Origin of the sequence: Streptomyces auratus, assembly GCF_050433025.1 — a bacterium.
Lineage (GTDB): Bacteria > Actinomycetota > Actinomycetes > Streptomycetales > Streptomycetaceae > Streptomyces > Streptomyces sioyaensis.
This window is the reverse complement of the sequence record NZ_JBNGCB010000001.1, coordinates 883842-897553: the sequence shown is the minus strand read 5'-3', so window position 1 is coordinate 897553 and position 13712 is coordinate 883842. Positions and strand designations below refer to the sequence as shown.

14 protein-coding genes are annotated in these 13712 nt (G+C 71.9%); 4 read left to right on the top strand and 10 right to left on the bottom strand.

Going from position 1 to position 13712, the window contains the following annotated elements:
- Together BKA18_RS03635 and BKA18_RS03630 are read right to left on the bottom strand one after the other, a co-directional pair.
- On the bottom strand, positions 1-186 hold the full coding sequence (locus BKA18_RS03635) for a hypothetical protein (protein ID WP_006606533.1): 186 nt from the start codon (positions 184-186) through the stop codon (positions 1-3).
- Between the two features lie 403 nt (positions 187-589).
- Entirely contained in the window at positions 590-1009 is a 420-nt protein-coding gene (locus BKA18_RS03630; protein WP_366046082.1) for a TOBE domain-containing protein, read from the bottom strand.
- 298 nt (positions 1010-1307) lie between these two features.
- On the opposite strand from BKA18_RS03630, the gene BKA18_RS03625 reads away from it, so the two are divergent.
- The 3 genes from BKA18_RS03625 (at position 1308) to BKA18_RS03615 (ending at position 4698) form a co-directional block, all read left to right on the top strand.
- Positions 1308-1703 (top strand): TOBE domain-containing protein, encoded by a 396-nt coding sequence (locus tag BKA18_RS03625; protein WP_006606535.1) that lies wholly within the window; start codon positions 1308-1310, stop codon positions 1701-1703.
- Positions 1704-1844: 141 nt separating this feature from the next.
- Complete coding sequence (gene modA / locus BKA18_RS03620) at positions 1845-2645, top strand: molybdate ABC transporter substrate-binding protein (RefSeq protein ID WP_366046081.1); 801 nt, start codon at positions 1845-1847, stop codon at positions 2643-2645.
- Between the two features lie 79 nt (positions 2646-2724).
- Entirely contained in the window at positions 2725-4698 is a 1974-nt protein-coding gene (locus BKA18_RS03615) for an ABC transporter permease (protein WP_366046080.1), read from the top strand.
- Between the two features lie 18 nt (positions 4699-4716).
- Here the strand turns inward: BKA18_RS03615 and BKA18_RS03610 are convergent, their stop codons facing one another.
- The 8 genes from BKA18_RS03610 to BKA18_RS03575 all read right to left on the bottom strand — a co-directional run bounded on the left by BKA18_RS03610 (position 4717) and on the right by BKA18_RS03575 (position 11535).
- The gene (locus BKA18_RS03610) at positions 4717-5163 is read right to left on the bottom strand and encodes a nitroreductase family deazaflavin-dependent oxidoreductase (protein ID WP_366046079.1); all 447 of its coding nucleotides are present in this window, start codon (positions 5161-5163) and stop codon (positions 4717-4719) included.
- Between the two features lie 183 nt (positions 5164-5346).
- Positions 5347-6801, bottom strand: a complete 1455-nt coding sequence (locus tag BKA18_RS03605) for a SulP family inorganic anion transporter (RefSeq protein WP_366046077.1) — start codon at positions 6799-6801, stop codon at positions 5347-5349.
- A gap of 17 nt (positions 6802-6818) precedes the next feature.
- The gene (locus tag BKA18_RS03600) at positions 6819-7421 is read right to left on the bottom strand and encodes a carbonic anhydrase (protein ID WP_147245399.1); all 603 of its coding nucleotides are present in this window, start codon (positions 7419-7421) and stop codon (positions 6819-6821) included.
- A gap of 94 nt (positions 7422-7515) precedes the next feature.
- Positions 7516-7968 carry a hypothetical protein gene (locus tag BKA18_RS03595; protein ID WP_366046076.1) on the bottom strand — a complete coding sequence of 151 codons (453 nt, stop codon included), beginning with the start codon at positions 7966-7968 and terminating at the stop codon, positions 7516-7518.
- Positions 7969-8089: 121 nt separating this feature from the next.
- Positions 8090-9403, bottom strand: coding sequence for an MFS transporter (locus BKA18_RS03590; RefSeq protein WP_366046075.1), 1314 nt, complete (start codon positions 9401-9403; stop codon positions 8090-8092).
- Between the two features lie 46 nt (positions 9404-9449).
- A complete protein-coding gene (locus BKA18_RS03585) occupies positions 9450-9965 on the bottom strand; it encodes a glycine-rich domain-containing protein (protein ID WP_366046074.1) in 516 nt (171 codons plus the stop codon).
- Positions 9962-11236 carry a phenylacetate--CoA ligase family protein gene (locus BKA18_RS03580; RefSeq protein WP_366046073.1) on the bottom strand — a complete coding sequence of 425 codons (1275 nt, stop codon included), beginning with the start codon at positions 11234-11236 and terminating at the stop codon, positions 9962-9964. The genes BKA18_RS03585 and BKA18_RS03580 overlap by 4 nt, the downstream gene beginning before the upstream one ends.
- 143 nt (positions 11237-11379) lie before the next feature.
- Positions 11380-11535, bottom strand: coding sequence for a hypothetical protein (locus BKA18_RS03575; RefSeq protein ID WP_366046072.1), 156 nt, complete (start codon positions 11533-11535; stop codon positions 11380-11382).
- A gap of 356 nt (positions 11536-11891) precedes the next feature.
- Between BKA18_RS03575 and BKA18_RS03570 the strand changes: the two genes are divergently transcribed.
- Entirely contained in the window at positions 11892-13601 is a 1710-nt protein-coding gene (locus BKA18_RS03570) for a hydrogenase maturation protein (protein WP_366046071.1), read from the top strand.
- Positions 13602-13712 lie beyond the last annotated feature (111 nt).

The window sequence follows — 13712 nt, the reverse complement described above, 5'->3', positions numbered from 1 at the left end:
TTATCGGTTGTCAGTCTTGGGCCGGGGGGTGGGCGGCGAGATCAGCAGCAGTCCCAAGAACAGCAGTGCTGAGGTGCACTCGCGCGTATCGCGGTAAACGCCGTCGGCCTCGGCGGGTTCAAGCAGTCCCTCGACCTCGGCGGCCAGGGTGGCCGTCTCGACCGGCGCTGTGCGATCCGTAACCATGCGATCAACTCCTTCGACGAATGGGATACCAGATTCACATCGTCATTTATCGGATGCAATGGGAGAAATCGGACGAGTGCTCATCTTTCGGGCGACGGTGATGGCGTCTCAGCCCGCTGCCATGTCTCAACTCCCTTGTGGAAAAGGGGAGATAGTGATCATGGGGCCCGGTATCGATGGAGTAGAGCGGTGTGGTGCTCCGGGTGAGATTGTTGCCCCGATGGCGGAGCGAGCTGCTCTGTTCGGATGCATCCACGTGGCGGCGGCGCCTGCCGGGAGGGGAGTCGCGGCGGCTCCGGGGGGCGCCCTCACCGGCGGCATGACCGGCCGGTAGGTCTCCGACGGCCGGTGCCGTACGGAGCCCGTACGCCCCCGGCCCTACGAGCTTCCCCCGAGGCCGGGCTCAGCCGGTGGCGAGCGCGACCTCCGTCGACTTGATCAGTGCGGTGACCTCGGAGCCGGCCGTCAGGCCCAGGTCGTCGACCGCGTCCTTGGTGATGGCGGCGGTCAGCTCACCGCCCGCGACGGCCACCTTGACGCCGGCCATCGCGCCGCCGGCCGTGACCTCGGTGACGGTGCCGGGGATCCGGTTGCGGATGCTGACGCCGCCGAGCGTGCTGGTGGCGAGCGCGACCTCGGTGGATTTGATCAGGGTGCGCACCGCGGAGCCCGGTTCGAGGGCCAGTTCCCGCACGGCTTCCAGGGTGATCGCGGCGGTGATCTCCTGGCCGCCGTCCAGACGGACCTTGACGGTTGCCATGACCTCGCCGGGGGTGACGGAGAGAACGGTGCCGGGAATCTGGTTGCGGATGCTCAGGTTCATGGACAGTGCCTCACCGGGAGGGGAGCAGGGGGCTCTTGGCTTTTGTGGCGTATGTGCTGTTCTGTCCGCTGCACTCTAGCCGTCTTCCGTGCCGCCGACCGGGCGCGCGGTGCAGGCGGCAGGGGATATCCGAAGGGGGCGGGTACCGAGGAGGGCGGCGGAGTTCGTCCCGGCATTCGGGGCGGCCGGCGGCCGGACGCCGAGGTGTCGTCGGTTCCTCCGAGGGGCCTGACATCTGCCCTGGAGAATCGCCTCATGGCATTGCAAATGCGAGCCCGTGCTGCCTATCTTGCTGCACATGCAGTCCTACACGATCGGGCAGGCGGCGCGGCTCCTGGGCGTCAGCCCGGACACCGCCCGCCGCTGGGCGGACGCGGGAAAGGTCGCGACCCACCGCGACGAAGGAGGCCGCCGCCTCATCGACGGCCGTGATCTGGCCGCCTTCTCCATCGAGTTGGCGCAGAACGGCACCGGCGAGGACGACACCTCGTACACCTCCGCGCGCAACGCCTTCCCGGGCATCGTCACCGCCGTCAAGCTCGGCGATGTCGCCGCCCAGGTCGAGATCCAGGCGGGTCCGCACCGCCTGGTGTCGCTGCTCACCCGGGAAGCGGTGGAGGAACTCGGACTGGAGGTCGGCATGCAGGCGACCGCCCGCGTGAAGTCCACCAGCGTGCACATCGAGCGCACCTGACCCGCCACGGGCTGCACCCCAGCCGGACCACCGTCCCCCACCGGCAGGCTGCCTCACCTCAGCGGCGTCGCCCGTCCACGGCGCGGCTTTCCCAACCACCCGGACGACACCCGTCGTCCGCGTCCCAAGGAGTCCCGCCTCATGTCCCAGCTCTTCTCCGGGCGCCGCGCCGCCGCCGCGCTCGTGACCGCCGCCCTCCTCGTCCCGCTCACCGCCTGTGGTGGCAAGGACGATGCCAAGAAGGACGAGGGCGCCACGAAGTCCGGCAGCGCCGCCAAGGCGGACCTCACGGTGCTCGCCGCCTCGTCGCTGACCGACGTCTTCAAGAAGGCCGGTGCGGTCTACGAGAAGGAGCACCCTGGCACCAAGGTGAACTTCTCCTTCGCCGGCTCCCAGGAACTGGCCGCCCAGGTCAGGAACGGCGCTCCCGCCGACGCCCTGGTCACCGCCGACACCAAGACGATGGACGGGCTGAAGGCCGACGCCGGCAAGCCCACCGTGATCGCCAAGAACCGGCTGGTGATTGTGACCGGGGCGGGCAACCCGAAGAAGATCGCGCACCTCAAGGACCTCGCCGACAGCAAGCTGAAGGTCGTCCTGGCCGCCTCCCAGGTGCCCGTCGGCCGTTACAGCAAGCAGGTCCTGGACGCGCAGAAGCTGACGGTCAAGCCGGTCTCGCAGGAGCCCAACGTCCGTGCGGTGCTCAGCAAGGTCGAGCTCGGCGAGGCCGACGCCGGCCTCGTCTACAAGACGGACGCCGCCACCGCACCGGACAAGGTCGCCGCCGTCGCCATCCCCGACGCCCAGAACGCCGTCGCCTCCTACCCGGCCGCGACCCTCAAGTCCTCCCACCACAGCGCCGCCGCGGCCGCCTTCGTGACGTGGCTGAGCACGCCCGAGGCGCAGAAGATTCTGCACCGGGCGGGCTTCCAGAAGCCGTAACCGGCGGGGCGCGCACGGGAGTCCGGCCCAGCGGCGGACCCGTGCGCGCCCCCGGTCCGTCCCGATCCCAGGAACCCCGATGAGACGCCTCCGCATCACCGCCCCGGCCCCGGCAGGCGGGCCGCGCGCCCCCGGCAGCCGTGCCCCGCTCGCGCTGGCCGTGCCCGCGCTGATCGCCGTCGCGTTCCTGCTGCTGCCGCTCGTCGGCATCCTCGCCCGCACGACGTGGAGCGAGCTCGGCACCCATCTGAGCTCTCCCGGCGTCCTCGAAGCGCTCCGGCTGTCGCTGCTGGTGTCCTTCTGCGCGCTGGGGCTCGCCCTGCTGCTGGGCGTCCCGCTGGCCTGGCTGCTGGCGCGGGTCAACTTCCCCGGCAAGGCGCTGGTCCGCTCGCTGGTGCTGCTGCCGATGGTGCTGCCGCCGACCGTCGGCGGTGTCGCGCTGCTGCTCGGCTTCGGCCGCCGCGGACTGCTCGGCCCCTGGCTGGAGGACACCTTCGGCATCGTGCTGCCGTTCCACACCTCGGGCGCCGTGGTGGCGGCCACCTTCGTGTCGATGCCGTTCCTCGTCATCAGCCTGGAGGGCACGCTCGCCGGGCTGCGCACGAGCTACGAGGAGACCGCGGCCTCCCTGGGCGCCTCACCCGTTCGGGTCTTCTGCACCGTCACCCTCCCCCTGGTCGCTCCCGGCCTCGCCGCGGGCGCCGCCCTGACCTGGGCCCGTGCGCTCGGCGAATTCGGCGCCACGATCACCTTCGCCGGCAATCTGCCCGGCACCACCCAGACCCTGCCGCTGGAGGTCTATCTGCTGCTCCAGGACGCCCCGGAAGCAGCCACCTCGGTCTCCCTGCTGCTGCTCGTCATCGCCATGGCCGTGCTGATCTGTCTGCGGGGCCGCTGGACAGGCGCCACCGCCGACCGCCCGGCCCGCACCGTACGGCCGGCCGACGACACCGTCCTCCCGGCGCCGCCCGCCACCGGCCCTGCGGAGCCCGACACCGGGTCCGCGGCGCCCGGCGAACGCTGGCCGCTGCACGCCGAGGTCACCGGCTTCAACCAGCTCACCCTGGACGCGGATCCGGGCACCACCATCGCCGTCGTCGGCCCCAACGGCGCCGGCAAGACCACCCTGCTGCGCGCCCTGCTCGGCCTCACCCCGCGCGCCCGCGCCGCGCTGCGCCTCGGCGACACCGACGTCAGCGCGCTGCCACCGCACCGCCGCGGGGTCGCCTGGGTTCCCCAGGACGGTGCGCTGTTCCCCCATCTGACGGCGCTGACCAACACCGCCTACGGGCTGCGCGCCCACGGCACCCCGCGCGCCGAGGCCCGCCGCACCGCGCAGCAGTGGCTCGACCGGCTCGGCGTCGGCCCGCTCGCGCACCGCAAGCTCGCCCAGCTCTCCGGCGGCCAGGCCCAACGCGTCGCACTGGCAAGGGCGTTGGCCGCCCGGCCCCGGCTGCTGCTGCTCGACGAACCGCTCGCCGCGCTCGACCAGACCACCCGCGCCCACGTCCGGCACACCCTGCGCGCCCATCTCGCGGCCTTCGGCGGCGTCTGTCTGCTCGTCACCCACGACCCCGTCGAGGCGGTCTCGCTCGCCGACCGCGTGCTCGTCCTGGACGACGGCCGCGCACTCCAGGACGCGCCGCCCGCCGAGGTCACCCGGCATCCGCGCTCGCCCTGGGTCGCCCGGATGCTCGGCCGGAACGCCTGGCCGGGGACCGCCGACGGCGACGGCCTCGCGCTCACCGAGGGCGGCCGGCTGGTCCTCGCCGACCGCCTCCCCGAAGGCGTCCGGGCGCTGGCGATCATCGCCCCGGAGGCGGTGTCCGTCCACCTCGACAAGCCGGCGGGCAGCCCCCGCAATGTCTGGCCGGGCACCGTCCGCGAGATCACCTCCGCGGGCAGCCGGCTGCGGGTCCTGGTCACCTCCGACCGGGCCCCCGATCTGGTGGCCGAAATCACCCCCTCGGCCGCCCTCGAACTCGGCCTCGCCGACGGGGTGTCCGTATGGACCAGCGTCAAGGCCACCGAGGTCTCCGTCGTCACGCTCTGAGTGCCGACGGCGGTCCGGTCAGTGCGGGGCGGCCGCCGGCTCCAGCACGAACACCGGGATCTGGCGCTCGGTCTTCTCCTGGTAGTCGGCGTAGTCCGGGTAGGCCTCGACCGCGCGCGCCCACCACAGGGCCTTCTCCTCGCCAGTGACCTCACGGGCCGTCATGTCCTGGCGTACCGGGCCGTCCTGGAGTTCCACCCGGGGATCGGCCACCACGTTGTGGTACCAGACGGGGTGGCTGGGCGCGCCGCCCAGGGAGGCCACCACGGCGTACGTCCCCTCGTGCTCCACCCGCATCAGCGGGCTCTTGCGGATCTTGCCGCTCTTGGCACCACGGGTGGTGAGGACGACGACCGGCATCCCGCGCATCGTCGTGCCCTGGGTGCCACCGGAGCTCTCGTACAGCTCGACCTGGTCGCGCACCCACTGCGTCGGGCTGGGCTCGTACTCACCGAGGAGAGGCATGCTGTCCGTCCCTTCTACGAGGACCGGCGGGGCACCGGCCGCGGCCGGCGGGCCCGGCCTTGATCGTCCTGACCCTCCCTCAACCACCGGACCGGTGCCATCATTCCGGCCCGGCGCGCCGTCGCGGGTGTCCCGCTCCGGGCACGCCTGCCCGCCGCTCCGCGCGGCGGGCAGGCGCCCTGGTCAGGACACCAGCTCCACCGTCTGCCGGCTCCGGCGGTGCTGCTCGGCCCAGTTCGTCAGCGCGGCACCACAGGCGTGGTCGAGATGGCGCAGCCCGCTGATGTCGAGCTCCACATCCCGGTCCGCGGGCAGCGTCTCCAACTGGTCGAGGAGCTTGGGCAGCCGCAGGAACGTGGCGTTGCCGACGGCGCGTACCTGTACCGGCTCGTCCTCGTCGTCCGGGGTGTGGATCTCCAGGTGGACGTGGGAGGTCTCCCAGGCCGTCTTCGCGACGGCCAGCAGCAGACCGATGAGGACGCCCTCGAACATGTTGACCGTCACGATCGCGAGGGCCGTGACCATCAGGACGAGCGCCTCGCCGCGGTGCTCCCGCCACAGCGGACCCAGCTCCCGCACCGGGATCAGCTTCCAGCCGGCATGCACCAGTACGCCTGCCAGCGCGGCCACCGGCACCACGCCCAGCGCGGCCGGGAAGGCCGCGGCGAACACCAGCAGCCAGACCCCGTGCAGCACCCGCGACAGCTTGGTCTTCGCACCCGCCTGCACATTGGCGGCGCTGCGGACGATGACCGCGGTCATCGGCAGCGCACCGAGCAGACCGCACACGGTGTTGCCCGCGCCCTGCGCCATCAGCTCCTTGTCGTAGTCCGTACGAGGCCCGTCGTGCAAACGGTCGACCGCGGCGGCGCTGAAGAGCGACTCCGCGGAGGCGATCAGCGCAAAGGCGAGGACCGTACCGAGCACCCCCACGTCGGTGAGCTTGCCGAAGTCGCCGAGGCCCGGTGGCTGGATCGCGTCGAGCAGCCCGCTGACCTCGACCCGTGCGACGGGCAGAGCCAGCGCCCACACCGTGAGGGTGGAGAGGGCCACCGCGGCCAGCGGTGCGGGGAGGACCCGGGCGGCGCGCCGCCAGCGCGGCCACAGCACCAGGATGGCGATGGTGCCCGCACCTATGGCGAACGCGGACAGCGCGGTCCCCGAGCCCAGGGTGTCGCCCACCAGGCCGGGCAGCCCGGCGAGATTGCTCAGGCCGGTGCCCGGTGCCTTGGCGTCCGTGAGGGCGTAGAGCTGCCCGGCGATCAGGACCAGGCCGATACCGGCCAGCATGCCCTGGACGACGGCGACCGAGATCGCCCGGAACCAACGGCCCAACTTCAGTGCGCCCATGGCCAGTTGCAGGACACCGGCCGCCAGCACCAGCGCGCCGAGGGCGCCGAGCCCGTACTCCTTGACGGCCTCGAAGACCAGCACCGTCAGCCCGGCGGCGGGGCCGCTGACCTGAAGGCTGCTGCCGGGGAGCAGACCGGTGAGCAGTCCGCCGACCACACCGGTCACCAGCCCCAGTTCGGCCGGGACGCCGGAGGCGACCGCCACCCCGACACACAGCGGGACGGCCACGAGGAAGACGACGAGAGAGGCGGTGAAATCCGCCCCGAACGAGGGGAATCGCTTCATGAGAGGTACCCGCGCCTTCACAGCGGGAGGAACAGGTCGGTGGCCGGGTGATGTGCCGCCACCAGGCCGGTGTGCACTTCGTAGAACCAGCCGTGCAGCGAGACTTCACCGGCGGACAGCCGCTCCTGGACACAGGGGTAGCCGCGCAGTCGGTCGAGCTGTTCGCGCACATGCTGCTGCACCGCGGCGGAGACGGTGGAGTCCGCGTCCTGCGGCAGCCGGTCGGACACCTGCTGGGTCAGCCAGTCCCGGACGGCGGGCGCGCCGTTCAGGTCCTCGCCGCGGACCCGGGCGCCGACCGCACCGCAGTGCGAGTGCCCGCACACGATGATGTCGGCCACCCCCAGGACGCGCATCGCGTACTCGATGGTGGCGGCTTCCGCACAGGCCGCCATGTCCTCCTGGTAGACGGGAACGGCGTTGCCGGCGGTGCGGAGTTCGAAGAGTTCGCCGGGCCGTGCCCCGGTGATCAGGGACGGCACGACGCGGGAGTCGGAACAGGTGATGAACAGGGCGAGGGGCGACTGGCCGGCGGCGAGCCGGCCGTAGGTCTCCCGTTCGTCCTGCCGGTCGGCAATGCGGGCCGTCAGGTCCCGGGCATGCTGGATGAAGGTCTCCACGAGAAGGTCTCCTGCTGATGAGGGGGTGCCACCGTGGGGGAGCGGCGGGAACGTACGAGGCGTGACGGGTGGGGCGGTGCACCACCGGTCGTGCTCAGCAGAGGAAGGCGCAGTGCAGGACGGGGAGCTGGACCGTTCTGCCGACGGCCTTGGTGGAGTTGCCGGCCGCGGCGGTCCCGGACGGGAGTTCGAGAGGCGACGCCGTGGGCCCGCCCTGACCGGGCGGCAGCTGCCGGCCGGTGAGATGGGGGGCGCCGCCGGAGGCCCGGGCGGTGCGCCGGGGCTGGCCGCGCTCGGTCTCGTATTTGGTCTTCTTCTCGGTGTGGCCGTAGCCGGGCTTGAGGGCCGGCCGGGCTCCCGCGGACGTCGTGGCGAAGGGTCCGGCCGGTTCGTGCGCTACGGCGCCGGGCGCCGTGGCCAGGGTGCCCAACAGGAAGGTCAGGATCACCATCAGGGCGGTCAAGGGCAGGCGGCGCGGGCGCAGCGACGGTGCGCTGCCCGGTATGCCGGTGTCCGTCCGCATCATGGTCCCCCGTGTTTCGGCCATACGGTTACACCCTGCCCTGATAGTGCATCATCCAGGTTTCCTCCGTGATAACGAGAAATGACGCCAAGTTTCATGATCTGCCGAATTCGCCACCGGGAACCTCCGCGGGCCGCACGGCCGTTCACGTCCGTTCTGCTTCCGTACGGGGCGCCGCCGGGGCAGTGCGGGCGGGTGCCGGCCGGCGGGCCGCCCACCCGAGGACGGGTATCACCGCCAGCGCCAGCAGCCCGCCGGCCAGCGCCAGCGTCCGGTAGCCGCCCAGGACGACGACCAGCCCCGAGGACATGCCCCCGACCGCACCCGCGAGGGCGATCCCGACGTCCACCAGCCCCTGGCCCGAGGCGCGTCGGGCGGGCGGCAGTGCGTCGATGACCAGGGCGGTACCGCTGACCAGTCCGAAGTTCCAGCCGAGGCCGAGCAGTACCAGCGCCGCGGCGAGCGCGGGAACCGAGTGCGGCGGCGTCAGGGCGGCGAGCGCCCCGGCGGCCGCCAGCGTCACCCCGGAAGCGCCGGCGATCCACCGTCGGCCGAGCCGGTCGACGAGCAGACCGGTGAGCGGGGAGGGCAGGAACATCGCACCGACATGGAGCGCGATGACCAGCCCCGCCGCCTGGGTGCCGTGGCCGTGTGCCTGCATGTGGACGGGCGTCATCGTCATGATCGCGATCATCACGAGCTGGGTGAGGACCATGACCGTAGTGCCCACGGCCACCCCGAGCCGGTGCCCGGACGCGTCCGTCCGGCCGGTGTCCCCGTCCGCGGGGCCCTCGGCCGCGCCGTCGTCCCGTGCCGCCGCGGCCAACTGCTCGGCCAGCCGCAGCGGATCTGGTCGCAGCAGCGCGGCCAGGGCCACCGCGGCCGCCCCGAACGCGGCGAGGGCCAGCAGGAACGGCCCGGCGAGCCGGGGGATGCCCCAGGAGTGGGCCACCTCGCCCGTCAGCGCCACCAGGTTGGGGCCGACCACCGCGCCGAGCGTGGTGGCGAAGAGCACCGTGCTCACCGCCCGCCCGCGCCGCGCGGGCGTCGCCAGGTCGGCCCCCGCGTAGCGGGCCATCAGATTGGTGGCGGTGCCCGCCCCGTAGACCAGCAGGGCCACGAACAGCAGCAGCGCGCTGCCGAGGGCGGCGGCCACCACGACCCCGAGGCTGCCGAGCGCCCCGACGGCGTAACCGAGCGCGAGCCCGGGGCGCCGGCCGTGGCTCCGGCAGAGCCGGCCGATGCCGACGGCGCCGAGCGCGGCCCCGGCGGTGAACAGCGCACTGGGCACGCCCGCCAGACCGGTCGAGCCGAGCATCTCCTCGGCGAGCAGCGCGCCGACGGTGATGCCGGCGGCGAGACCCGCGCCGCTGAGGATCTGGGAGAAGACCAGGACCGCCAGGATCCGGCGCTGTTCCGGCACCTCGCGGGGGGCCGGGACACCGTGGGGAGCCCTCATGATTCCTTTCGGTTCGAGTCGGCGCCGGCCGGGCCGGCAGCGAGTGTCAGGCCGGCGCCGCCAGGGGTTCCAGCGCGGCGATCTCATCGAGGGACAGCCCCATCTGCTCATGGAGGAAGCGCACGATCGTCCAGTGCGGCAGCGCACCCTCGTCGAAGGGGCCGAATTCCCGGCAGTACAAGGGGATCCAGCGCAGGGCCTCTTCGAGCGCCTGCTCCCGGCCCGGTTCCTGCTGGTAGTCCTCGTAGGCGATGCTGCGGTGTTCGATGAAGAAGTGCCCCGGCAGCCGTTGCCCGCACAGCTCCCGGTATTCACGGGTCTGCAGAATGAGGTAGTGCCAGATCTCGTCGATGTCCTGCTCGACCGGCAGGAACAGGCCGCCGAGTTGGTCATGGTGCCGGGAGACGAGATACAGATAGCGCAGGCACTCGGTGACCTGGCGCTCCACGTATTCCCGAGGGGCGTCGCTCTTGTCCGCGAAATGCGTCACCACTTCGGTGTGCAGCGCCTCACCGAGCAGTTGCTTGAGATCGCCGGCGGATATCCACGGCTGGCTGGTCATGCTTCTCCTGTCCGGGAGGGGGCGTCGTCCGGGTCGGTGGCGGTCGTGAGCCAGGCGTACTTTCCCGACTTCCCGATGGGCAGGTGCCCGCGGTGCTCGGTGCGGCAGCGGCGGCCGGTCAGTGCGCCGATCGCTGCCGCCAGCGCCGCGGCCCGGTCGGGGTCGAGGGGCGTGCCCTGGAAGGTCGTGTACGCCAGGCGTCCTTCCGCAGCGCCGGTCAGCTGCAATTGGTAGACGAAGACGTGCGGTGATACCTCGGCGATGCACCGGTCGAGGTCGCCCTGTGCGACGGGTCCGTCCGGCGTGCTCAGCAATTCCTTCTGCCGGCCGCTGAATTGGGAGATCTTTCCCGGGTCCGGGGTGCCGTCCAGGGTGCGCACACAGTCGCCCGAGCGGTACCGGATCAGCGGCATATAGGGGTTGCGGACACTGGAGACGATGAGCTCGTAGAGGGTGCTGTCGGGCGCCACCGGGTGGAGTTCGACGGTCATCTTGTCGAGGTGTGGCCAATAGGTGCCACGGCGGTCGCTGAAGTAGAGATAGCCGAGTTCGGTGCTGCCGAACAGGTCGATGACCGGGCAGGTGAAGTGCTGGTGCAGAAAACGCCGGACGTTCGCCGGGGTGTATTCATAGGCGTGGATGATGCTGGCGGGCGGCGGGAAATCGTCCCACAGCCCCCATTCTCCGACCTTCCGCAGCAGATGCGCCAGGTGATACCCGGAGCAGTCGAGGTGGTACCAGCCGCGCGGATGCGCCTGCCGGGCGTCCTCGATCTCCTTGAGCATCCGCACCACCTCCGCGCGCTCCCACAGCGCCGGGTCGAGCTGCAGATTGAGATAGCAGGTCCGCTCGTCCAGCCACCGGTCGTCGAGGGCGGGCACCGGCTCCGGGTCGGCGCCGCGCCGTGCGGCATTGACCCGGGCCACGTGTTCCGTGGCCAGCACCGTGGTCAGCGAGACCCGCCGGCAGCCCGACTCCCAGGTGTCGCCGATATCGGGATGCGCGCGCCACAGCTGGTAATAGGAGTGCAGCAGGAAATACGGGGGCCGGATGATCTGCATCCGGGCGTGATGGGTGCCGGTGGAGAGGACGAACTCCGCGTCTCCGGATTCCAGCGCCGCGGCCAGCCGGGGCGTCATCCAGTTGTCGGGGAAGCCCCGCGCGATTTCCGGTTTGTCGAGCACGGGGAAGTGGCCCTTCGCCAGCGACTCGCGGTAGATCGGTATGTCGCGGATCTGCTCGATGACCTCGGGGGTCGGCTGCCCGTCCATGGAATCCTCGTCACTTTTCGGAATGCGATGCCCCACAGGGGGGTTCGGGCGGGGCCCGGAAGGGGCGGTGCCCGGGAGCGGCCGTTTGGCCGGCGGCAGGAGGTTCTCGCCGGCCCGCTCCCGGGCACCTCGGTGGCGCAGGGTCAGGAAATACAGCCGGCCTTGGGTGCGGCGCTGATGCAGCCGGACTTCGGCGTCGCGCTGATGCAGCCGTTCTTCGCCGCCTGCTGTGCGGAGTTGGCGGCGAGCCAGTTCTGCCAGACGCCGTCCTGGGCCATCTTCTTGATGAGCTGCTCCACGGGAACCTCCGATGAGTGCGGTAGACGGGTGGTACAGGTGCTGACCTGCACCGATGCCGGCACCACCGAAGGTAAAAGTATGACCAAGTAAATGTCAATGAAGGGCAATGCCTCTGAGGCGGGGAGGGGTGCCCGGCGCGCCAACTTTGGCGGGATTCCGTCGAGATGATCAACAGTGGAACTAAATGACGGCCCGTCAGCCCGTACCCGGGTCGCTGCCCGTCGGACCCGCATTGCGCCGCACGGCGGCCGTCGATCGGGTGACCCGGACGCACAGCCGGCGCCCCGCGGCCGCGGGCGGGGAACGCTCACGATCAGCCACCCGCCCATCGGTTCCAGCTCCAGGGGAGTCTGCCGTGCGCATTCTGCTCATCGCCGGCGCGTTCAACAGCCTGACGCAGCGCGTGTACGCCGAACTCGGCGATCGCGGACACCAGGTGAGCGTGGAGCTGGTGACCCGGGAGACGCCACTCGCCGAGGTCGTCCGCCGCCGTGCCCCCGACCTGATCGTGGCGCCGATGCTCAAGACGGCCGTCCCCCGGGAGGTGTGGTCCGCCCTGCCCTGCCTGATCGTGCACCCCGGCCCCGTCGGCGACCGGGGCCCGTCCTCGGTGGACTGGGCGGTGCAGCTGGGCGCGGACCGGTGGGGCGTCACCGTCCTGCAGGCCAATGACGAGATGGACGCCGGTGACATCTGGGCCGCGGTCGAGTGCCCCGTCCCCGGTGTGGGCAAGAGCGATCTGTACCGCAACGAGATCGCCGATGCCGCGGTCGAGGCGGTCCTGACGGCCGTCGCCCGGGTGGCGTCCGGCACCCATCGCCCGCAGCCACAGGGCGCCCTGCCCGCCGCCGCGAAAACCGGCCGCCCCCGGCCGCCGCTCCGCCAGGAAGCGCGCCGCGTCGACTGGCACCGCGACCCGACCGACACCGTCGTCCGCACACTGCGCGCCGCCGACTCACAACCCGGCGTGCGGGACGAACTGCTCGGCGACATCTGGTATCTGCACGGTGGTCACCCCGAGGACACCCTGACCGGCCGGCCGGGCGAACTGCTCGCCACCCGGTGCGGCGCGATCTGCCGGGCGACGGCCGACGGCGCGGTGTGGATCCCGGAACTGCGCCCGCCCCGCACCCCGGGGGAGCCCGGCACCGTCAAGCTGCCCGCCACACTGGCGCTGGGCGACCGCCTCCCGCCGCTCCCCGAGGTCCCCGCACCGCTCGACCCCGGCGACGGCCCCCGCACCTGGACCGACATCCGCTACCGCGAGGACGGCCCGGCCGGTTTCCTGGAGTTCTCCTTCCCCGGCGGCGCGATGAGCACCGACCACTGCCGGCGCCTGCTCGCCGCCTACCGCCACGCCTGCTCCCGGCCGACGTCCGTCCTGGTCCTCGGCGGTCGCCGGGACTTCTTCTCCAACGGCATCCATCTGAACGTCATCGAGGCCGCCGACGATCCCGCCGGGGAATCCTGGGCCAACCTCAACGCCATGGACGACCTGGTGCAGGCCGTCCTGACCACCACCGACCGGCTGGTGGTCGCCGCGCTCGGCGGCAACGCCGCGGCCGGCGGGGCGATGCTGGCCCTCGCCGCGGATGAGGTGTGGTGCCGCTCCTCCGTGGTGCTCAACCCCCACTACCGGCTGATGGGGCTCTACGGCTCGGAGTACTGGACCTACACCCTGCCTCGCCGTACGGGCCCCGAGGTCGCCGAGCAGCTCACCACCCGCGCCCTGCCGCTCACCGCGGCGACCGGGGCGCGGCTCGGCCTGGTCGACCGGATCCTCGACTGTGCCGCGCAGGACTTCGCCGCGCAGACCGCCCGCCTCGCCGTCCGGCTGGCGTCGGCGGCCTCGACCCAGGCCCGGATCGCCGCGAAGAAGGCCGACCGGGAGCGCGACGAGGCGGACCGGCCGCTCGCTGCCTACCGGGAGGATGAACTGGCGCGTATGCACCGCATCTTCTTCGACCCGGAGCAGCCCTACCACGCGCTGCGCCGGGCCTTCGTACGCAAGGAGCCGGCCGGCACCCCCGCCCATCTGAACTCCGCCGCGCCTGCCGGGACATGAGTCACGCCTGCCCGGACATGAGGCGGGCCTGCCGGGACATGAGGTGATATGCCCCGACCTTTTCGGCGAGCACCGAAATGCCTCGCCGCAGGGGCCGGTCCCCGCCATGGT